Source organism: Actinoalloteichus fjordicus (assembly GCF_001941625.1).
Lineage (GTDB): Bacteria > Actinomycetota > Actinomycetes > Mycobacteriales > Pseudonocardiaceae > Actinoalloteichus_A > Actinoalloteichus_A fjordicus.
Genome location: NZ_CP016076.1, coordinates 6,986,179 through 7,007,276, shown reverse-complemented (window position 1 = coordinate 7,007,276; position 21,098 = coordinate 6,986,179). Strand labels below are relative to the sequence as shown.

Here is a 21,098-nt window from a genome sequence, read left to right as displayed (position 1 = left end):
GCCGCCTGGACGAGCCGACGGGCTCAGCCGCCGACGCGCAGGGCGCTCAGCAGCCGGTCCAGGGATCGGCCGACCGCCACGAGGTCGCGCTCGGGGTCGTCCGAGCGCGCGAGCCACAGCGCCGCCTCGTTCATCGCGCCCGAGAGCAGCCGAGTGAGCGGTTCGACGGGCTGCGCCTCGATGACTCCCTGCTCGACGAGGCCGGTCAGGGCCTCGGCGAGATGGGCCCCGGAGGCCGCCTCGTCCAGCGCCCGCCAGTCGTGCCAGCCGAGGACGGCGGGCCCGTCGACGAGCAGGATGCGTCCTCTGGCGGGCGCGGCGCCTGCGGTCAGAAAGGCTTGACAGCCTGCGAGAAGCTGCTCCCACGGGGTGTCTGCGGCATCGGCGGCGGCGGCCACCTCGGCGGAGACCTCGTGCGCGACGTCGTCGACCACCGCGTGGAAGAGACCTGTCTTGCTGCCGAAGTGGTGGTAGAGCGCGCCCTTGGTGAGGCAGGCGGTCGTGGCGATCTCGGCGAGCCCGACGGCGTGATAACCCCGCTCGGCGAACAGGTCCCGGCTGATCGAGATCAGTGTTCTCCGGGTCTCCGCCCGCTGTCGGGCCTTGCTGCCTCCGGGGCTCATCGCCGCCGCCCTTCCTTGGAACACCTTGACATACCGAGGGTACGTGACTAGTTTTCGCTGGCATACCTACCGAAGGTATGTATCTGAGAGGACGTGTCTCGTGGCCCTGACCAGCTTCTATCCCGTCGTCTGCACGCACGACATTCCGACGTCGCACGCCTTCTACACCCGATGGCTCGGCTTCGAGACCACCTTCGAGTCGGACTGGTACGTGAGCCTGCGCCGGATCGAATCGCCGCACCAGGAGTTGGCGATGCTCGATCCCCGCCATGGCAGCGTTCCGGCGGGCCATCGCGAACCCGTGCGCGGCGTGCTGCTCAACTTCGAGGTCACCGACGTCGATGCCGAACATGATCGACTGGTGACCAGGGGTGGTCTGGTGCCGGTCCTGCCGTTGCGCAGCGAGGAGTTCGGCCAGCGCCACTTCATCATCGAGGGTCCCGACGGCGTCCTGATCGACGTCATCACCCCCATTCCGCCGTCGGAGTCCTTCCTCGCGCAGTACCGCGAGCCGTCGAGCTGAGGCGGGCCGGGCGGAAGCCAGACAGGGAGGAGGTGCGGCAACACTCGGCGGATGGCGGCCGATCGCGTGATCGGACCCCGACCGCCCTGGTCAGGCGGTCGCCATGTCGGCCGCTCGCTGCCGGGCGTCGGCGAGATCCCCGGCCGTGGGCGCGTCATCCTGCGTCCGGCCGAGTCGCCAATACCCCGCGAACTCGACACATCGGCCTGACAGGCCTCGGTCGGCGACCAGATGGCGGCGCAGCCTCCGCACGGTGGCGGCCTCGGCGGCCAGCCAGGCGACCGTCCGCTCGGGTGCGAACTCGGCCGCCCGTAGCGCCGGAAGCAGGAGGTCGCCGGTCCCCGGCCGCGTCTCCGCTCGGTGCAGCCACCGCACGGTCACCTCGCCGCGAGTCGCGAGCCGCTGCTCGTCGGCGGGGTCGGCGACCTCGATCAAGGCCAGCGCGCGAGTCTGCGCGGGCAGCGACTCGATCATCGTGCCGATGCCGGGCAGCGCCGACTCGTCGCCCACGAGCAGGAGTAGGCCGTCGACGTCGATCGACGCGCTGATCGGGCGGGCTCTGGCGAAGAGCGGCGACGGGCCGACCATGCCGATCACCGCGCCGATGCGGGCGGTCCGTGCCCACCGGGTCGCCGGGCCCGCGTCGGGACGGAGGGCGAAGTCGACGTCGATCACGCCCTGCTCGGCGCGATGTGCGCGGACGGTGTAGCTGCGCATCCAGGGCCGTTCCTGCTCCGGCAGCGCGAGGTAGGCCTGGTACCAGGGCAGCGGATCGCCGTCCGGAGTGGGGGCGGGCAGGCGTGGCGCGGAGTCGCCCGCCCGGGGGAAGCACAGTTTCACCTGCTGATCGGGAGCGAAGACGAAGTCCGCGAGGTCCGACCCGCCGAAGGTGATCCGGATCGTCCTCGGGGTCGGCTGGTGGCAGCCGACGACCTGGATGAATCGGACCGGGAGTTCTGTCATGGACGTCCTCTCGCTCGTTCGGCGGCCGCGAGCCCTCGGGCCCGACGGCGACAGCCAGACCAATCGCGCGGCAGCCCGAACGTCCGCCGACGTCGGGTCTGTCGGATCGAGACGCTCGACGGGCGGAGTCGAGGGCCTGCCGGAAGGCGGCCCGCTCCCACGGTGCGCAGCCGCGTCGCGAGATTACTTTACGATGTAAAGAGATTCAAGGCGGTCGCATGGCGTGGCGGCGTCCGGGCAGACCAGAAGATCGGTCACGTCGCAGCCGCGCCGCCATGAGCGCGGCGCGGGCCTGCGGTGCGACCGCTCTCGCGGCATCGAGGAGCCGCCAGGAACGCGGCCGGGATATCCGGGCGAGGAGTCAGGCCCGCGCTCGGACGTCGCGGATGCGGCGCAGCAGCTCCTCCACGCGATCACGGCCCGCCGTCACCTCGGCGAGCCTGCGATGGGTGGCCTGCAACTCGCGCTTGCGCTCGGCGACGTCCATCCGCAGCGCCTTCTCCACGTCGCGCAGCTCCTCCTCGATCGCCGAGATCCGCCGCGCCAGCGCGTCGTCCAGCGCGAGCGAGAGCTGGAGTTCCGCCTCGATGAGCTGTTCGGAGATGAGCTGATCCAGGGTCGAGCGCGACTCGGCGATCGCCTCGGTCAGCCACTGCTTCACATGCTGCTTGTCCGCGGTGTGCTTCCTGGTCTTGCCGATCCACCAGCCCGCGCCGAGGCCCAGCACGATCGCGGGCACCGCGAGCAGCGGCGCGGCGATGGCCAACGGCGCCAACGGCAGGGTGGCCAGCTTGCCTGCACCCAGCCCGCCGGAGAGCCCCATGAACACGAGCAGTTTGTCCTCGGCGGTCGCAGGCCGCTTCTCCGGGAGCCGGACGACGACCGGCGGCCGAGTCGCCCTGGCGACCTGGTTCCGCAGCACCGCGAGCTCCTCGGCGGAGAACAGCTCGGACAGGGAGGTGTCCGCCACCTTGGCCAGCCGATCGCTGAGCATGCCGCTGATCCGGGAGGACAGCATCTGCAATGCGGCGTCCACATGGTGCGGCAGTTCGACCAGCTTCTCCTTGCCCGCGATGTCGATGGCCTTGCGGAACCAGGACTGGAGGTCGCGCACCTGCCTGCCGACCTCGTGGGCGCATTCGACCCTCGCCCGGTTGATCTCGCCGCGCAGCCGCAGCTGCCAGCCTCGGTTGTTCGCCCGTCGCTCGCCTGCGAGCTCGTCGCGCCGGGCGCGCAGCACCTCGGCCTCGTCCTCCCCGACGGTCAGCGCCCGCTGCTCGGCCTCCAGCCGGACCACCAGCGCGTCGAGCGAGCTCGACAGCGCCCGCATGGTGTTGGCCTCGCCGAGCATGTTCGCCCGCCCGCCGACCAGCTGCGACAGCGACTCGGCGAGCTGTCCGACGCCGGAGCGCTCGCGCAGCATCCCGCTCGCGCCCTCGTTCGACGCCTGCGCGGCGAGTTGGAACATCCGAGCCGACACCGGGTGGAACTCGGTGTCGGCGAACCTCGGCGCATGTTCGGAGAGCAGTGCCCGGTTCGCCTCCAGGATCTCCCGCCAGCCCCGATACTGATCGGTCTTGGTCAGCGCGAACAGGACCGTCTCGACCCGATCGGACACGGTGGTGAGAAAGGCCAGCTCGCTTTGGGTGAACGGCGCCGAGGCGTCCACCACGAAGAGTAGGGCGGTGGCGTTGGCGGCGGCCTCCGCGGCCAGTTCACCGTGCACCTCGCTGAGCCCGCCGACCCCGGGGGTGTCGACCACCCGGAGGTTGGACAACAACGGAATCGGGCCGTCGACCTCGACGTAGCGGGGCGGCAGGGCGCCTGCGGGCAGCTCGTGATTCGCCGAGACCCAGGACGGGATCGACTCCATCGAAATGTCGACGGGCTCGACCCCGACTCCGTAGCAGGCCCGCGCGGACCACTGCTCGGCATGGCCGAAGGCCAGATAGGCGGCGGTCGCGACGTCGGCGTCGACGGGAGAGAGGTCCTGCCTGCTCAGCAATGCGTTGACCAGCGAACTCTTGCCCCGATTGGTCTCCCCGACGACGACCACCGACGGCGTGGCGACCTTCCCGGCCCGGACCTTCTCCACCCAGTCGGCCGACTCGGAGTCGATGTCCTTGAGCAGCTCGACGAGCCGTTCCCTGGTCTGCCGGACCAGCTTCGGCAGCGGCAGCTTCTTGGCGTTCTCCGCGGTCATCGCTCGGCACGCGGGGTGTAGACGATCACCACGGGCGGGCGTAGCGGCGTTCCGCGATCGGCGAAGCCGACGATCTCCGTCTCGGCCACCGTGCCTGCCAGCGCGGGTGCATCCGAGGCGACGACGCCGCCCGCCTCGTGGTGGGCGGGGTCGAACTGCTCGCCGTCCGGGCGCAGCGCTCGGACACCGACCGAGGCCAATCCCTCCTCCAGCCGCTCCGCGACGCCTGCGCTGCGCGCACGATCCAGCGCGTAGAGACAGAGCCGGATCAGTTCTCGCCGCTCGCGGAGCGCCTGTTCGAGCAGTTCGGCATCGGTGCCGGACACTGCGGACGACTCCGGTGCGGCCGGAGGATCAGCATGAGAGCCCACGTCGGGCTTCGACGGATGCGAGCCGGAGCCGGTTCCCGGTGATTTCGCGGCGGGTCCGAGGTTCGCGGCGGTCGGCGACGCCGTGCCGCCGGGACCGACAGCAGGCAGAACACCGGCCGATGATCGGCCGTCCGACGCGCTCGAATCCCCCGCCTGCCCCTGCCCCGGCGGCCGCTGCCCGATCGGCACCGACGTGTCGGCGTGCTCGACCGAGAGCGGTCTGGCGGCACTCACGGCGGTCCGACTCCCTGCTGACGGCGACCTGCGACCGTCCCAGGGTAGGTCCGAGGAGTATCACGAGGCGGCCGCCCACTATGCCGAGGTGCCGGGTTTCGCCGGGCCGAGGCGGGCAGGCCCGCCGCAGCCGATCAGCGAGTGCCCTCGCGAAGCTGCTGCCAGATCAGGAAGTAGGCCCGATGGACGACATGGGCGACCCGGCTCTGCGCAGGCGTGGCGCCGAACGAGGCGAAGGACCGCCACCAGCCCGCACGCTCCAACGCGTAGGCGGCCCATTCCATCGGCGGCCTGCCCACCATGCCGAGCTGCTCCCCGACCGAGCTGGTGCTGCCCACCCGCAGCACCTCCTCCGCGAGGTCCTCCGGCATGGACACGGCACCCGCCGCCACCAGGGTCAGCGCCTCCAACAGTCGGAGCTGGTGTGCCTCGGGCTTCGCGAGCAGCACCTCGATGGCGTCGTGCACCCGTTGCCGCTCGCCCGGATCTCCGGAGGCATGGGCCAACGCGCTCACCGACGCCATCGCCGCTGCGGCCTTGATGCCGTCGGCGCGGGCCCGGAACACACTTTCCAGCCTGCCGCGCACGGCGGCCAGTCCGGAGGAGTCCAGTAGTTCCCGGCGCAGCGCTCCGGCGGTGATGTCGGGCTTGCGGCTGACGGCACGCACGCCGCAGCGGATGCCGTAGAGGTCGAGCCGTTCCAGCAGCCGGGTCCGGTCGGCGGCGGGCACCTCGCAGTCCCAGGTGGTGAAGAGGTCGGCGGAGATCAGCATCGTCTCCAGGGTCGCCTCGTCGAGATCGGCGAGCCTGCGCAGCGCGTCGGCGTCGCTGGAGGTGAAGCCGCCCGCTTCCGAGGTCTCCGCGAGCAGCCCGATGACGGGGAGCACGTCGGCGACCCTCGGCTTGAGGCTGCCTGCCTGCCGTTCGGAGAGCAGCGTGGCGGCCCGCCAGAGATCGCCGCCCGAGCCCGCCACGGAATCCGGCTCGATGGTGTCGGCCTTGTTCAGCACGGCGATGGCGTTCACCGGTCCGGCCTCCCGGCTCGCCGTCGCCGCCGTGAAGGCCGCGAGGGCCTGCTCGTCATCGGCGCGGACCGACTGCGTGAGCACGTAGAGCACCGCCTCCGCGCCCGCCACAGCATTCCGGGACACCGGATCAAGCTCGTCGGCGGCCGGGTCCGATCCGCTCGAGGCAGCGGCGTCCCGGGGTGTCGTCCAGGAGTCCGCTCGGCCTGCGCCTGCCTGCTCGGCGTCCGCTGAGCCCGCGTCCCCGTCCGGTCGAGCCGTGCCCGCGCCGAGCAACTCCTCGGTCCGCTTCACCGAGGCGGCGTCCAGCGATCCGAGGCCGGGGGTGTCGATGACCGTGAGGTCACGCAGCACGGCGTTGGTGAGGAAGGCCTCGATGTGGGAGACCTTGTCGATGTCCACGCCCAGCGACGCCGGGATCATCCCGTCGGTGTCGAAGGGCAGCACCTGTTTGCCGCCGTCGGCGAACACCACCTCGATCCGGTCCACGGTCCCGTACTGGAACCGGGTGACCAGCCGGGTGCACTCACCGACGTCGGTGGGTGCGACCCGGCGGCCGATCAAAGCGTTGACCAGCGTCGACTTGCCCGATTTGATCCGGCCCGCCACCGCAAGCTGCAACGGGGCGTCCAGCCTGCGCAGCACCTCGCGGAAACCCGCGGCGGTGCGCGGACTCACCTGGGGCTGGAGCCGATGACACAGACTGGCGACGGCGGCGGACAGCGGCCCGGCCACGGGCTGTCGTCCACCTGCTGCCGCCACCCCTGACCCCTTGCGCCGTCCTGCACCGTCGACCCACTGTGACCAGATGGTGTCATGACCGAGAGTGCCGTCTCGACCCGCAGGGTTCGCCGAAGCCCATCGGCCGGCTCAGAAGGCCCCTTCGGGCAGATCCATCAGCGCGTTGTCCGTCGCCTCCAGGCTGCGCCTGCGCGCGGCCAGCTCCGGCAGCACCGTCGTGGCGAAGAATCGCGCTGCGCCGACCTTGCCCTCGTAGAACAGCCGGTCCTTCTCGCCGGGGCTGCCGTCGAGCGCCGCCATGGCGATCTCCGACTGCCGCAGCAGCGTCCAGCCGATGAGCAGGTCGCCCGCGCTCATCAGCAGTCGGACCGTGTTCTGCCCGACCTTGTGGATGTTGGCCTGGTCCTCCTGGGCGGAGGTGAGGAAGCCGACCATCGCCCCGAGCATGCCCTGGAAGTCCTCCAGCGCCTGCTTGAGCAGCTCGCGCTCCTCTTTCAGCCTGCCGTTGCCCGACTCCGTCGCGAGGAAGGACTGGATCTCGGTGGCAATGTGCAGCAGGCCCTGGCCATTGTCGCGGATGATCTTGCGGAAGAAGAAGTCCATCGACTGGATCGCCGTGGTGCCCTCGTAGAGGCTGTCGATCTTGGCGTCCCGGATGTACTGCTCGATCGGGTAGTCCTGGAGATAGCCGGAGCCGCCGAGCGTCTGCAGCGAGAGCGTCAGCATCTCGTAGGCCCGCTCGGAGCCGACGCCCTTGACGATCGGCAGCAGAAGGTCGTTGATCCGCTCGGGAAGCGAGACGTCCTCGCCCGCCGCCTTACCGGCCAGGATTCGGTCCTGGAAGCTCGCCGTGTAGAGGTAGAGGCCGCGCATCCCCTCCGCGTAGGCCTTCTGCAGCATGAGCAGCCTGCGGACGTCGGCGTGCCGGGTGATCGGCACGCGCGGTGCGTTCTTGTCGGTCATCTGCGGCAGGTCGGCGCCCTGCACGCGCTCCTTGGCGTAGTCCAACGCGTTGAGGTAGCCGGTGGAGAGCGTGCCGATCGCCTTGGTGCCGACCATCATCCGGGCGTACTCGATGACCTGGAACATCTGGGCGATGCCGTTGTGCACCTCGCCGAGCAGCCAGCCCTTGGCCGGGGTGCCGTTCTGACCGAAGGTCAACTCGCAGGTGGCGGAGGCGTTGAGCCCCATCTTGTGCTCGACGCCGGTGACGAAGGCGCCGTTGCGCTCGCCGAGTTCGCCGGTCTCGCCGTCGAAGTGGAACTTCGGCACCAGGAACAGGCTGAGGCCCTTGGTGCCGGGTCGCGTCTCGATGCCGGGGCCCTCTGGCCGCGCCAGCACCAGATGCATGATGTTGTCGGACAGGTCGTGGTCGCCGGAGGTGATGAAGCGCTTGACGCCCTCCAGGTGCCAGGAGCCGTCGTCCTGCTGGACGGCCTTGGTGCGGCCCGCGCCCACGTCCGAGCCCGCGTCGGGCTCGGTGAGGACCATGGTGGCGCCCCAGCCCTTGTCGATCATCACCTGAGCCCAGTTCCGCTGCTCCTCGGTGCCCTCGCGCCAGATGACCGTCGCGAAGTTCGGGCCAGCCAGGTACATGTAGGTGGCGGGGTTGGAGCCGAGGATCAGCTCAGAGGCCGCCCACTGCACGGTCGGGGGAATGCCGTAGCCGCCGAGTTCGACCGGCAGGCTCAGGCGGTACCACTCGCCGTCCCACAGCGCCTGATACGCGCGCTTGAAGGGCTCGGGAAGGGTGACCGAGTGCGTCGCCGGGTCGAAGGTCGTGCCCGCGCGGTCGGCCTCGGCGAAGGACTCCGCCAGCGGGCCGGACGCGAGCTTCTCCAGCTCGGCGAGGACGCCTCTGGCGGTCTCCTCGTCGGCCTGGTCGAAGGGTCCGGTGCCGAGGTTCTCCTGCACGCCCAGGACCTCGAAGAGGTTGAACTCCAGGTCCCGGAGGTTGCTCTTGTAGTGGCCCATCGTGTGCTCCCCGCGTCGTGCCGTGTGCAGCGGACGTATCCCCTACCAGTCGGTAACAACACTATATTACCCGCTGGTAACCATCGGCAAGAGATGAACGGCGACGAGACCGCCGAGTCGATCCCGAGGGAGCCTGCGGGCATCGGCTCGCAGGCCTGTCCGGCCGGTCACGGCACGACGCTCTCCTGGTGACGGACCTCGACGAAGCGGGTGTTCACACCGGCCGAGGCCGCTGCGGCACACAGCGCCGCCTGCTCGGTCCCGGCCCTGTTCGGTCGGCGGCGGGTCGACGTCATCGACGAGCATCGCGGCAGGCGCCACCCTCGGCGGTCGTCGCAGGCCGGACAGGCGCACCGCGTGCGGCCTGCCCGGTGACGCCCGCTGGCGAGAACACGCCGGACGGTTCTCCGGCGGGGCCGCTGATCGCGGCGTTCACGGCGTCGTCCACCTGGCCGCTCGTCGGGCTCTCGCCTGCGTCAGGACGCCGCAGGCCTGCCAACGAGGCCGCGACCGACACGGCCTCGCTACGGAGTCGTTACCCGAACGACGCTATCCGGGCCGTTGATCAACTGCGACAATCCATTCCGATGAGCACCGACAGCGGGCGTCCGCTCTACTACCTGGTCGGCACCACCGGCTTCCCGAACTACGGGGACGAGATCATCGCGGCCACCTGGCTGCGGCATCTCGCCCAGACGGCCCCGGACGCCGAGGTGTGGCTCGACTGCCCGAGCCCGGGCCCGGCGCAGGTGATGCTCGGCGACCTGCACCCGAGGGTCCGCTTCACCGACACGCTGTGGCGGTTGTGCTGGGAGGCGCCGACCGACGAGCCGTGGGGCGTCGCCGACTTCGCGCAGCGTTGCGTGGACTTCCCCGGCATCGCCCCTCGCTGGGTGGCGGGCGTCGAGCTGCTCGCTCGCGCCGACGTCGTGCACATCATCGGCGGCGGCTACGTGAACCGCATCTGGCCCCGCCACGTCGGACTGCTCGCGGGCGCCGTCGCCGCCGTGCGTCGTTCCGGCGGGCGGGCGGCGATGACCGGCATCGGCCTCTACCCCGCGCCCGCCCACTGCGAGCCCCTGCTGCGCGAACTCGCCCAGCGATTCGAGGTCGTCGACGTCCGCGACGCCCCGTCGGCAGACATGCTCAGCAAGACCGTCTCCGTCACCCACACCTGTGACGACGTGTTCTTCGGCCTCGGCCCGCAGCTCTACCGGCAGGACGACGACGTCCGCGAGGTCATGGTGTGCATGCAGTCCGACCTGGTGGAACTCGGCGTGCCGCGTCTGGCGGGCTTCGTGCTGGACACCCTGCGCGACTGGGGCGTCGACTCGACGCAGCTGGGCGTGGTGGAGTGCATTCCGCGCGTCGACCGCGAGGTGTTCTCCCTGATCGAGCATGAGCTGCCCGATGCCCGCTTCTACCCGCTGTCCGAGTTGATGGACACCGGCCTGCCTGCCGCGCCGGGTCAGACGTGGATCTCCAGCCGCTTCCACCCGCACCTGATCGCCTCGGCGGTGGGTGCCAGTGGCGTCGCGGTGAGTGTCAGTCCGGACTACTACGCCACCAAGCACCGCTCATTGATCGACCTCGGCAGCGGCTGGACGATGGTGGAGGACGTCACGGAGACGCCCGCCCGTCCCACCGACGGCGGCTACAGCCCGGAGGCGCTGCGCGAGTACCGGATGCGCAAGGACCAGATCGCTCGGCAGGTGTACGCCCGCTGATCGTCATCCCATCTCCTCCAAGGTCTTGCCCTTCGTCTCCGGCACGAACTTGAGCACGAAGAAGAACGACAGCAGTGCGAAGGTCGTGTACAACCCGTAGGCGAAGGTCAGGCTGAACTCCGAGAGACTCGGGAAGCTCATCGACACCACCCAGTTGGACATCCACTGGGCGGCAGCGGCGACCGACAGCGCTGCGGCGCGGATTCGGTTGGGGAACATCTCGCCGAGCAGCACCCACACCAGCGGACCCCACGACGCCGCGAAGAAGAACACGAACGCGTTGGCGGCGATGAACGCGATCTGGCCCTGCGGGTCGGGAAGCACCGTGGCGCCGTCGATGACCTCGGAGTAGCCGAAGCACCAGGCGGCGATGCCCAACGAGGTCGACATCCCGATCGAGCCTGCGAACAGGATCGGCCTGCGACCCACCCGGTCGATCAGAGCGATGGCCAGGAAGGTGCCGAGGATGTTCACCACGGCGCTGACCACACTGTTCAGCAGCGCCGCGTCCTCGCCGATGCCTACCGACTGCCATAGCGTGGCCGAGTAGTAGAAGATCACGTTGATGCCGACGAACTGCTGCAGCATGGACAGGCCGATGCCCACCCACACGATCGGCAGCAGGGTTCGACGGCCGCCGAACAGGTGTCGTAACCTCGGCTTCGGCTCGTGCTCGAGCGAACGACGAATCTCACCCAATCGTTCCTCGGCGGCGCCCGGTTCTATCCGATCGAGTACCTCTCGTGCCTGGGTGAATCGATTCTTCGACACCAGATGGCGTGGTGACTCCGGAATTCGCGAGACGAGGATTCCGAAGATTGCGGCGGGGACGACGGCGATTCCCAGCATCCATTGCCAGGCGCCGAACGGACCGAGGGGATTCGCGCTTCCGCCCGCGACGGCGACGATCCCGTAGTTCAGCAGCGCAGCGCTGGCGATCCCGGTGACCATCCCGAGCTGTTGCAGCGAACCGAGCCTGCCGCGATAGGCCGCAGGCGAGATCTCCGCGATGTAGGCGGGCCCGGTGACCGAGGCCAGCCCGATGCCCAGACCGCAGGTCACCCGCCAGAACACCAGGTCGACGGCGGAGAAGGACATCGCCGCCGCCAACGCGCCGATGCCGTAGAGCAGCGCCGCGAACTGCATGGTCCTGACCCGACCGAACCGGTCGGCCAGCGAACCCGCGAACCACGCGCCGACCGCGCAGCCGATCAGCGCCGAGGACACGATCAGTCCGGTCGCGCCCGCGCCGATCGAGAATCGATCCTGAACTCCGGTGATCGCGCTGTTGATCACCGCCGTGTCGAATCCGAACAGGAAACCGCCCAGCGCCGCACTTCCGGCGATGAGCGCGACATACAGCAACCGATCAGATGAGGGGGGTAGGGATGCGCCGGCTGAGTTTGATGTCGTATATGAACCTGTTTCGACCATCGAGACGTCACCTCCAATGGATCAGACGAACTCCTGGCCGAAACTACGGTCTGAACTCGATGTCAGATGAGCGTCGAAAGGCAAGATCAGCCGATCGGTTTTACCGTGAGAGTGAGTGAACGGCTGCCGAGGCGGGGGAGAGCATGACGACTGCGGAGCCGGCGCGACCCGAGAGCGGCAGCGGCGTGACCGTGGTGATCGCTCTGCTCGTGAATGCGGGGATCGCGGTGCTCAAGGCCTTCGCGGGCCTGGTCACGGGATCGGCCGCGCTCTTCGCGGAGGCGGCCCACTCGGTCGCGGACACGATCACCGAGATCCTGCTCCTGACCGCCCTCCGCAGGTCCCGCAGACCCGCCGATCGCAGACACCCGTTCGGGTATGGCAAGGAACGCTATTTCTGGTCGCTGATGGCGGCGGTCAGCATCTTCGCGTCCGGTTCCGTGCTCGCGATCGCCGAGGGCATCCGCGCGCTCACCGGGGACGGCCGGGAGCAGACGAGCCCCGAGGTGGCCTATGTGGTGCTCGGGCTGGCCTTCGTGCTGGAGAGCGTCTCGTGGCTGCGGGCCGTGCGCCAGATCCGTTCGGAGGCCGAGGAGGAGCGGACGCCGTTCTTCCACTACCTGCGGTCCGTCGACGATCCGACGGCCAAGACGGTGCTGTTGGAGGACAGCGCCGCGTTGATCGGGCTGATGCTGGCGTTCCTCGGCGTCGGCCTGCACCAGCTCACCGGTTCGGCCGTCTGGGACGCCTCGGCCTCCCTGGCCATCGGCGTGCTGCTCGCCGTCGTCGCCTACGTCCTCGGCCGCAGCAACCTCGACCTGCTGATCGGCCAACAGGCCTCTCGCAAGCTGATCGACCGGATTCGGGCCCGGCTGCGCGAGGTGCCGGAGATCGACGTGGTGGTGGACCTGCTCACCATGAGCACGGGCGCCGATCGAGTCCTGCTCTGCGTGCGGCTGGACTTCGACGACGCGTTGTCGGTGGCCGAGCTGGAGCGTGCCTGCGTCCGGATCGACGGCGAGCTGCGTGCCGAGTTCGTCGAACTCGACGAGATCTTCCTGGAACCGGTGCCCCGATCGGACGAGGAGCTACGAGCCAGGGTCTTCTCGCGGTACGGCCGCATCACCTGACCGGGTTGGTGGCTGGAAGGACTCGCCTGCCATCGGTTCGAGCGCCGAGACCATTCGCAGGGCGCGAGACGGTGGCTTGACGACCAGCCGATCCCACGGCGTGCTGGGCCTCGGCGGAAGGCGCCCCCGGCGAGGCTGGCACTCGGCGGCGGTCGACGACGGCGCGGGCCGGGCGGGCCGAGGGTGCGCAAGGTCATGCCGTCCGCCTGCTGGACATCCACTCCGATGGTCTGCACGGTGTAGGTCATGGCGACGGGAACGAGCGGACCCACGACGGAACCCACGAGAGAGACCCGACCGGCCGAGGACGGCTTCGTCGTCGCTGCCGTCCTGTTCGACCTCGACGGGACTCTCATCGACTCGACGCCTGCGGTGACCCGTTGCTGGCACGGCTGGTGCGAAGAGCACGGGATCGCGCCGTCGGCGCTGGTGAACAGCCACGGGCGTCGGGCCGTCGAGATCATCGGCGAACTGCTGCCCACGAGCGAGGTGGCCGAGGCCGTCCGCAGGCTGGACGAACTGGAGCTGGCGGATCTCGACGGGGTCACCGCTCTTCCCGGCGCGGCGACGGCGCTGGCCTCGCTGGCCGAGGGGCAGGGGGCGATCGTCACGTCGGCCGTCCGAGCCCTGGCACTGGCCAGACTCGCGGCGGGCGGCCTGGTGCCGCCCACGACCGTGGTCACCGCCGATGACGTGCAGGTCGGCAAGCCCGATCCGGAGCCCTACCTCACCGCCGCCCGACGCCTCGGCGTGAACCCGGCCGACTGTCTGGTGGTCGAGGACGCGGCGGCCGGAGTCGCCTCGGCCAAGGCAGCGGGCATGCAGGTGTTGGGGGTGCTGACCAACCCACACGTCACGGGGCTGGCCGCCGATCTCGTGGTGCGCAGTCTGGACGAGGTGAGCTGGGACAGGCAGAACGGAGCGGTCGCGGTACGCGTGCGGGGCTGACGGGTGCGCGTGGGCCGGGGCGCCCCGGCCCCACGGATGCCCGCGCGGTCGAACGCCGCGAGCAGGCCGCCACGATCAGCGCTTCGTGTCGGTCCGCCGGAAGTTCAGATAGGCCCGCGACGGCGTCGGACCCCGCTGACCCTGGTACCGGGAGCCGGTCGAGCTGGAGCCGTACGGGTTCTCGGCAGGGCTGGAGAGCCGGAAGATGCAGAGCTGCCCGATCTTCATCCCCGGCCACAGGGTGATCGGCAGGTTGGCCACGTTGGACAGCTCGAGCGTGATGTGCCCCGAGAAGCCGGGGTCGATGAAGCCTGCGGTGGAGTGCGTGAGCAGGCCCAGCCTGCCCAACGACGACTTGCCCTCCAACCGGCCCGCGAGATCCGCGGGCAGCCCCACCATCTCGAAGGTGGAGCCCAACACGAACTCGCCGGGGTGCAGGACGAACGGGTCCTCGCCCTCGGTCTCGACCAGGGAGGTCAGCTCGTCCTGCTGAAGCGAGGGGTCGATGTGGGTGTACTTCGTGTTGTCGAACACCCGGAAGAAGCGGTCCAGTCGGACGTCGATGCTCGACGGCTGCACCATGTCGGGCTCGAAGGGGTCGAGCGAGAGCCGACCTCCGTCGATCTCTTTGCGCAGGTCCAGATCACTGAGGAGCACGGGACCACCCTAACGGCAGGGCACCTGCTGACCCCGGCGCGGGCGGCGTGTAGCATGTGATCTGCTGCGGATGTAGTTCAATGGTAGAACATCAGCTTCCCAAGCTGAATACGCGGGTTCGATTCCCGTCATCCGCTCGTTGAACGAAGGCCCAGGTCAGGGGGTGTGTCCTCTGGTCCTGGGCCTTCGTCGTCTCTTGATTGACTTGTCTGTCGTACTGTCTACGTGCGGTTGATCCTCGACCTCGGATTCCGTGCTGTCCCGCTCGTCTTGTGAGGTCGTGGTTCTGTGCTCGTCGACGAGCGCACTGAGGTTGTCTGAGATCCGCCGCTCGGCCAGGTCGGTGGCCCGCCGGCCCAGCGACTTCGGCAGACCCACCGCGATCCCGCTGACTGGTGATCTCGGTATGCGCCCGCGTCACCCGCATCCACGAGCCGTCTGAAGCGACGTCACACCGCCGCAACGCGGTCACCTCCCCCACCGCAACGCGCAGAACGCGCAAGCAGGATCAACACTCGGAACCGATGGCCATCCCGTGCCGCGCCGACGACCTCTCCGACAGCCTCGAGGTCCGTGCCCGCATGGGCCGGATCATGGAACGCCACACCTACGCGATCATCGACAACGTCACCGAACTCGGCAGGCTGGGCCTGGACACCGAGGTCACCGCCGAAGTCCGCGTGCACCGTGCCGCACCCCTGTTCACGCTCTATGGCTCAACGGCGAAGACGCCCTTCTTCGGCTTCTACCCGTCCAAGAACACGTCCTCTCCCTCGGCGGCGAGACGACCACCAGCTACGACCTCGCAGACAAGGACGCCATCCTCTTCCGCAACTCCACCACCTGGTTCACCAGCAGGTGGACCACCGTCGTAAGGAGCACATCCTGTGAAGCAGGTGCCAGTAGACGATTTCGACCTCTTTCGACGCCTGCTCGTTGATGCCGACGCGCTCTTGTTGGACTTCGACGGCCCGGTTTGTTCCGTTTTCGCGGGATACCCCGCACCCGTCATCGCCGCCGAACTCCGAACCCTCATCCACGATGCGGGAGAACTCCCACCACCCGAGGCTGACGCGAACGACCCGCACACCATCCTCGGCTACGCCGCAGAACTCTCACCCGCGCTAGGCCGCCAGATCGAGGCCGCGCTACAGGCGGGTGAGATCGAAGCCGCCAAGACCGCTACACCCACACCGGGTGCCGCCGAGCTCATGGCGACATGGCACGCAACCGATCGGCCGCTCGCCATCGTCAGCAATAACACGACAGAGGCAATTCGCGGTTACCTGGCTGCGCACGACCTCAGCACCTACGTCGATCACATCCAGGGGCGTGACCCGTACGACCCGACACTGATGAAGCCCAACGCCCATCTCCTTACCGAAGCTGCGAAAGCGCTCGACGTGGACGCTGCGTACTGCGTCCTGATCGGCGACTCCACCACCGACGTCCAGGCGGCGCACGCACTCGAGGTCCCTGCCATCGCGTATGCCGACAAACCCGGCAAGCATGATCGGTTGGTCCGAGCCGCCCCAGCGCTGCTGCTGACGACGTTCACGCCCTCCTGCTGACATGGGTGCCTGCCATAGGTGCTGGCCTGTGTATGCAGACCTACCGTCGTCCTTGCCGAAGCTGGCTCTAGGAGGAGGTTCAAGGCGCGCCGCGCGGCGACATCAACGGTACGTTCAGCGCCTCAGGCGGTCTTCAACACCGACATGTCGTGCGCACGGCACCTCCTGGGACACCCAGCGCTCCGACGGTGAGATCAGCCTGCCGAGTGCCCGCTGGGACAGCCCGGCGCCGACCCCGGTAGAACGCCACCTGCCGCCTGACGGCGTCCGGCCGGGTTCGCGTCAGCGGTCAGATCCCCTTGCCGTGCGGATCAGTCAGGAACTCCACGCGCGTCTCCGAGACGTACAGGTCCCGCTCCGCCAGGAATCGCCGCGTGTGCGGAGCCGCCTCATGGGCTTCGAACGCCGCCTTGTCGCGGTACAGCTCGTAGAACACCCGCGACAACGGGGCACCTTCCACCCCGCTCACCACGTACGACAGCGTCCCCGGCTCCGACTCCCTGATCCCCGGAGCCGTCTCCGAGACCAGCTGATCGAACCCCGCCGCCGCCTGCTCATCACGCAGGTCGAACCGAACCACCAACGAGAACATGTGCACCTCCAAGCCTGAAGCGAGTACAGATCGTGCTGGATGAACCGTGGCGCGCTACCTGCCGCAGCCGTTGATCCCGATCGATGCCGTCAGAACCGTTTCGCCCACAACAGGCACGAGCCAGCACCCGACGCCATAGTCGGCGATCGGGCGCCGCGACGGCTCCGCCGCCGTGCCGTCGGTCTCGGGTGATCACGCTCATCGGGTCTGCGCGACTGCTCGTCGGCAAGGTCCAGCCTGCTCGGGACACGTCAGCCGCGCGGTCGCCTGCGGTCGTGGTGGGTGATGTCGCCGCCTGCCTGTTGAACCACCGCGTTGCCTGCGGCCTCGGCGTGCTGGTGCACCGTCCGGGGCGTGTCGTTGACGACGATGCCGCCCTCGATGTCCCGACCCTGGACGACCGATCCGCCGACCTCCCCGGAGATCGAGTTCTGCACGGGCGCCGGAGCCTGCGGTGCGGCGTCGGGGCTTTCCTGCCCGGCCGAGGCTGCCCGGTCCCGACCGGAGTCCCGTTGCGTCCAGAGTGTCACGCCGGCACCGGCGAGCGTCAGTACGACGACGGCCACCCAGGCCAGCACGTTGTCCAGTGACTCCGTCGCCACGTTCACGGCGATGCCGCCGCCCGTCACCACCAGGGCCGTCGCCAGCGCCTGCCACCATCGCCTCATGCCCGACCCCTTCGGCTCCCGGTCACCGTCACCTTCAGTATCCGGTTGACGGCCGCGACGCGTCATCGGCCGGGCGTCAGCCGTCGGATCTGCGCGCTGCCGGCCCATCCGAGGTGTCCTGCGAGGACTGTGCCCGGGACGAACACATCCGCGGCCGGTGGCGGCTCGCCGATCAGGTCCAGCGGCGGAACCCGCCTTCGGAGTTGATGACCTGGCCGGTGATCCAGCGCGCCTCGTCGGTGACCAGCCATGAGATCAGCCGTGCGGGGTCGTCGGGCTCGCCCCAGCGGCCGCCGGGGAATCGGCAGGCCACGGCGGCGCGCGCCTCGGGGGCGGCATATCCGGTGTCCACCGGTCCCGGATTCACCGCGTTCACCGTGATGCCGCGGTCCGCGAGCTGGTCCGCGATGGTGAGGGTGATCGCGGCCAACGCTCCCTTGGCTGCCGCGTAGGCGACCTCGCCGGGCATCGGGCCCTGGTCCTGCCCTGAGGTCATGAACACGATGCGTCCGCCGTCGCCTCCGTCGTGCCGGGCGGCGAACTCGCGGGCCAGCAGGATGCTCGACCTGGTGTCCACCGCCCAGTGGCCGTCCAGGATCTCGGCGGTCATCGCCGCCAGATCGCCGTCCGGCTCGGAGCGGGCGTGATTGCACACCAGGATGTCGAGCCTGCCTGCGGCGGCGACCGCCTCGACCAGCGCGGCGGGTGCGGTGGGGTCGGCCAGGTCCGCCGCGAGGTTCGAGACCTCGACCGTCGGCCCCGCCTCCTGGATGCCTGCCGCAATCGCCTCGATGCCTGCCGGGTCGGCGCCCCAGGCCTGCGCGGCGTCGTGGGGGACGTGGTGGTGGAAGACGATGTCGGCCCCGTAGGCGGCGAGCTTGCGGGCCACGGCGTACCCGATGCCCTGTCGCCTGCTGACGCCAGTGATCAGGGCTCGGCGACCGCACAGGGGATGTGGATCGCGGCCTGGCGGATCGGACCTCGGCCCCGGCGGGGAATCGCTCATCAGCCGATGTTGATCCGCTGCGCCCCGGAAGTCCACTCGATTCCGTTCGTCGGCGCCTCTCGCGTCGGGTGGCCTCTCTACAGGGCTGCGCCGGGATCAGGGCTCTGAACAGGCAAGAAAGCCGTTGTCACCTCGTGAGGTCAGTCGTCTTTGGGAGCGCTCCCGTGGCTAGCGGGACATCGAAGCCGCTCGATGGCGGTCGCACGGCCGCCTGCCGCTTTCGACCCCGCCGAACGCCCGTCGGGCACCGCCGGACGGGCGTCGACCGTCGCCTGCGGACGGGTGCCGTCGGTCCTGCCTTCCGAGACAGCCGCACGCCGGGGGTTTACAGCGTGTTTCCCTCCCGTTACCCTTTCAATATTGGGAGCGCTCCCAGTTTCGACCGGGAACGCTTCGATGAAGCTCCGGTCTAGGGCGTGCTGCGCGCCCTCACGTCCTGGACCGGTCTCCAACCAGTTCCGTGTTCCGTCGCACTGCTGAATCGTGGCAACGGAATACGCCTGCCGATAACCTCGTAGGCAGGCGTGTGACCTGTCCGAGCAGCGGGCTTCCGGCTCGCGCTCGGCTAATACCGTTGTCGGCGGTGGGTTCGCAGGGGAACCCACCGCCGACAACGGACCACGGTCAGCTGATCGCGCGTCGACGTCGCGAGAGGAACAGCGTCAGGCCGCCCGCGCCGACGAGGAGCGCCGCGCCCAACGAGATCGGCAGGATGCCGTCGGCACCGGTCGAGGCCAGGTTGCGCACGCCCGCTGCGTTCGGGCCCGCACCGCCCGGATTCTGCGATCCCCCGTTCGGGCCGGGAGCACCGTCGGGGCCGTTGCCGTCCGGGCCTGCGCCGTCGGGGCCAGAGCCGTCCGGCCCCGAACCGTCCGGGCCGCTGCCGTCCGGACCGGAACCGCCGGGGCCGGAACCGTCGGCCCAGGTCACCGGAATCCTGGTGTCCTGCGAGCGGTCGCCGCCCGCCTGGTGGTCCCGTCGGGTGATCACCGAGCATGCGGTCTCACGGCAGTCGACGAACTCGTCCGCCGCCGTCACGTTGAGGGTGACGTCGAACGAGCCGCCCGAGCCCCACGGAGTCGTCAGCCCGGAGCCGTACGGGTCGGTGCCGATCCACTTCGACGAGCCTGCCTCGCCGCTCATGTCCACGCCGCCGACACACGGGGTGGGCTGCGCGCCGGGTCCGTTGTCCACGCACAGCGCGACGTAGATGTTCTTGTCGGTGTCGAAGCCGCTGCCGGTGACCCGGATGTCGGCGCCCTCGGGGTCGAGGTCGTTCACGGGCGTGGCCTCGACCTGCTGGCCTTCCGGGCCGGTCGCCGAGCCGGTGCCGCCCGGCTCCTGTCGCGCCTGCTCGGCGAAGGTGACGGGCACCCAGACGTCCTGAGAGCGGTCGTCGATCGCGGTGTGGTCGTTGAAGGCCGCGACGAAGCACGTCTGTGCCGCGCAGTCCACCGTCTGTCCCTCGGACTCGAAGGTGGGCAGCAGTTCGATCGTCTCGGTGAACTCGCCCGAGTCGTCGACGGCCTGGAGCCAGCTCGCCGAGGTGTAGGTCTGCGGATACCCGGCTTCGCCGAGTTCTATGGTCTGCGCGAGGTAGATCCCCCGACCGGGCGCGAAGCCCCGGCCGACGACCTCGACCGCCTCGCCGTCCGCCGCCAATGACTCCGTCTTGGAGACGGTCAGCGTCGGGATCGCCTCCGCCGCGGCGAAGGACAGCGGGGTGAAGGTGTCCAGGCTGCGGTCGGTGGCGCCGTGCGCGGCGAAGGTGAGCACCTCGCAGCCGTCGGCGACGCAGTCGACCGGGCCCGCACCGGTCTCATATTCGGCGATCACGTCGAGGTCCGCCTCGAAGGTGCCCGTGGCGAGATCGCCTGCCGGGATGAACGTCGCCGAGTGATAGACGCTCGCGTCCGTCCAGTAGGCGTCGGTGCGCGGGCCGAAGACCGCGTAGATGCCGGATACCCCGGCGGGCGGGTGGAACCCCTCGCCCGAGACGGTCACGGTCTCGCCTGCCGGGTCGAGGTCGGCGGTCTTGGAGACCGTCACCACCGGGTCGGCGACGGGGCGCGGCTCGGCGAAGGTCACCGGAACCCGGACGTCCTGCGAGCGGTCGCCCGCCCTGGTGTGGTCGGCGCGGGTGATCACCGAACAGACCGTGCCCTCGGCCAGACAGTCGGTGTACTCGTCGGCGGCCGCGATGCGCAGGTCGAACTCGAAGCCGCCGCGTCCGTCGCCCTCGTCCACATAGGGCTTGGCCAGGTCGGCGCCGTACGGCGGCGGATTCGAGGAGATCCAGACCGAGCCGCCGCTCTCGCCGGTCATGTCCACCCCGCCGATGCACGGGCTCGGCGTGACGCCGGGTCCGTTGTCCACGCAGAAGGCCAGGTAGATGCCCTTCGCGATGTCGAAGCCGGTTCCGCTGACCGTGATCGTCTCGCCTGCGGGGTCGAGATCGACGTTCTTGCTGACGGTGATCTGCTGCCCCTCCGGACCGGGGTCCGACTCCGAGGTCGCCAGTGCCGGGACGGCGGCGCCGAGGGCCATGGTCGCCGCCACGGCGGCGGCGACCGGCCATCTCAGGCGGTGCGCGAATCGTCTTCCACTCGTCCTCATCTGCTGCGTCACTCCTGAAGGTCGCATGGTTGATCGGGTGTCCGGCGACGAGTGGTGGGCTCGGGAACTGCTCGTGGGAACAGGAGGAGAAC

General features: G+C 69.5%; 18 protein-coding genes and 1 tRNA gene. 7 read left to right on the top strand and 12 right to left on the bottom strand.

The features are described from left to right. Positions 1 to 23: 23 nt before the first annotated feature. Positions 24 to 623, bottom strand: a complete 600-nt coding sequence (locus UA74_RS30010) for a TetR/AcrR family transcriptional regulator (protein WP_075765880.1) — start codon at positions 621 to 623, stop codon at positions 24 to 26. Between the two features lie 100 nt (positions 624 to 723). On the opposite strand from UA74_RS30010, the gene UA74_RS30005 reads away from it, so the two are divergent. Continuing rightward, on the top strand, positions 724 to 1,146 hold the full coding sequence (locus UA74_RS30005; RefSeq protein ID WP_075743165.1) for a VOC family protein: 423 nt from the start codon (positions 724 to 726) through the stop codon (positions 1,144 to 1,146). A gap of 90 nt (positions 1,147 to 1,236) precedes the next feature. Here the strand turns inward: UA74_RS30005 and UA74_RS30000 are convergent, their stop codons facing one another. From UA74_RS30000 to UA74_RS29980, 5 genes are all read right to left on the bottom strand, one after another. Continuing rightward, the gene (locus UA74_RS30000; protein ID WP_075765878.1) at positions 1,237 to 2,109 is read right to left on the bottom strand and encodes a siderophore-interacting protein; all 873 of its coding nucleotides are present in this window, start codon (positions 2,107 to 2,109) and stop codon (positions 1,237 to 1,239) included. A 361-nt stretch (positions 2,110 to 2,470) separates the two neighbouring features. Then, complete coding sequence (locus tag UA74_RS29995) at positions 2,471 to 4,312, bottom strand: dynamin family protein (RefSeq protein WP_075743163.1); 1,842 nt, start codon at positions 4,310 to 4,312, stop codon at positions 2,471 to 2,473. Next, the gene (grpE, locus tag UA74_RS29990; RefSeq protein ID WP_157434691.1) at positions 4,309 to 4,791 is read right to left on the bottom strand and encodes a nucleotide exchange factor GrpE; all 483 of its coding nucleotides are present in this window, start codon (positions 4,789 to 4,791) and stop codon (positions 4,309 to 4,311) included. Before grpE ends, UA74_RS29995 begins: the two co-directional genes overlap by 4 nt. A gap of 260 nt (positions 4,792 to 5,051) precedes the next feature. Then, positions 5,052 to 6,704, bottom strand: a complete 1,653-nt coding sequence (locus UA74_RS29985; protein WP_075743162.1) for a dynamin family protein — start codon at positions 6,702 to 6,704, stop codon at positions 5,052 to 5,054. A gap of 108 nt (positions 6,705 to 6,812) precedes the next feature. After that, positions 6,813 to 8,657 (bottom strand): acyl-CoA dehydrogenase, encoded by a 1,845-nt coding sequence (locus UA74_RS29980; RefSeq protein WP_075743161.1) that lies wholly within the window; start codon positions 8,655 to 8,657, stop codon positions 6,813 to 6,815. A 587-nt stretch (positions 8,658 to 9,244) separates the two neighbouring features. Between UA74_RS29980 and UA74_RS29970 the strand changes: the two genes are divergently transcribed. Continuing rightward, positions 9,245 to 10,384: a polysaccharide pyruvyl transferase family protein gene (locus UA74_RS29970; RefSeq protein ID WP_075743159.1), complete on the top strand. Its 1,140-nt coding sequence runs from the start codon at positions 9,245 to 9,247 to the stop codon at positions 10,382 to 10,384. A gap of 3 nt (positions 10,385 to 10,387) precedes the next feature. On the opposite strand, the gene UA74_RS29965 is transcribed toward UA74_RS29970, so the two are convergent. Continuing rightward, entirely contained in the window at positions 10,388 to 11,818 is a 1,431-nt protein-coding gene (locus UA74_RS29965) for a sugar porter family MFS transporter (RefSeq protein ID WP_075743158.1), read from the bottom strand. A gap of 143 nt (positions 11,819 to 11,961) precedes the next feature. Here UA74_RS29965 and UA74_RS29960 point away from each other — a divergent pair, with 143 nt between their 5' ends. Continuing rightward, positions 11,962 to 12,948: a cation diffusion facilitator family transporter gene (locus UA74_RS29960; RefSeq protein ID WP_075743157.1), complete on the top strand. Its 987-nt coding sequence runs from the start codon at positions 11,962 to 11,964 to the stop codon at positions 12,946 to 12,948. A gap of 246 nt (positions 12,949 to 13,194) precedes the next feature. Next, a complete protein-coding gene (locus tag UA74_RS29955; RefSeq protein ID WP_083683834.1) occupies positions 13,195 to 13,896 on the top strand; it encodes an HAD-IA family hydrolase in 702 nt (233 codons plus the stop codon). A gap of 75 nt (positions 13,897 to 13,971) precedes the next feature. On the opposite strand, the gene dcd is transcribed toward UA74_RS29955, so the two are convergent. Further along, complete coding sequence (dcd, locus tag UA74_RS29950; protein WP_075765876.1) at positions 13,972 to 14,553, bottom strand: dCTP deaminase; 582 nt, start codon at positions 14,551 to 14,553, stop codon at positions 13,972 to 13,974. A 66-nt stretch (positions 14,554 to 14,619) separates the two neighbouring features. On the opposite strand from dcd, the gene UA74_RS29945 reads away from it, so the two are divergent. From UA74_RS29945 to UA74_RS29940, 3 genes are all read left to right on the top strand, one after another. After that, positions 14,620 to 14,690 (top strand) — tRNA-Gly (locus tag UA74_RS29945). Positions 14,691 to 15,077: 387 nt separating this feature from the next. After that, entirely contained in the window at positions 15,078 to 15,428 is a 351-nt protein-coding gene (locus UA74_RS32605) for a hypothetical protein (protein ID WP_157434523.1), read from the top strand. 12 nt (positions 15,429 to 15,440) lie between these two features. Beyond that, positions 15,441 to 16,124 carry an HAD family hydrolase gene (locus UA74_RS29940; protein WP_232237564.1) on the top strand — a complete coding sequence of 228 codons (684 nt, stop codon included), beginning with the start codon at positions 15,441 to 15,443 and terminating at the stop codon, positions 16,122 to 16,124. 289 nt (positions 16,125 to 16,413) lie between these two features. Here the strand turns inward: UA74_RS29940 and UA74_RS29935 are convergent, their stop codons facing one another. The 4 genes from UA74_RS29935 to UA74_RS29920 form a co-directional block, all read right to left on the bottom strand. Next, complete coding sequence (locus UA74_RS29935) at positions 16,414 to 16,716, bottom strand: putative quinol monooxygenase (RefSeq protein WP_075743155.1); 303 nt, start codon at positions 16,714 to 16,716, stop codon at positions 16,414 to 16,416. A 251-nt stretch (positions 16,717 to 16,967) separates the two neighbouring features. Further along, positions 16,968 to 17,384 carry a hypothetical protein gene (locus UA74_RS29930; protein ID WP_075743154.1) on the bottom strand — a complete coding sequence of 139 codons (417 nt, stop codon included), beginning with the start codon at positions 17,382 to 17,384 and terminating at the stop codon, positions 16,968 to 16,970. A 172-nt stretch (positions 17,385 to 17,556) separates the two neighbouring features. Next, on the bottom strand, positions 17,557 to 18,390 hold the full coding sequence (locus tag UA74_RS29925; RefSeq protein ID WP_075766378.1) for an SDR family oxidoreductase: 834 nt from the start codon (positions 18,388 to 18,390) through the stop codon (positions 17,557 to 17,559). A gap of 624 nt (positions 18,391 to 19,014) precedes the next feature. After that, a complete protein-coding gene (locus tag UA74_RS29920) occupies positions 19,015 to 21,006 on the bottom strand; it encodes a neocarzinostatin apoprotein domain-containing protein (protein ID WP_157434522.1) in 1,992 nt (663 codons plus the stop codon). Positions 21,007 to 21,098: the final 92 nt, after the last annotated feature.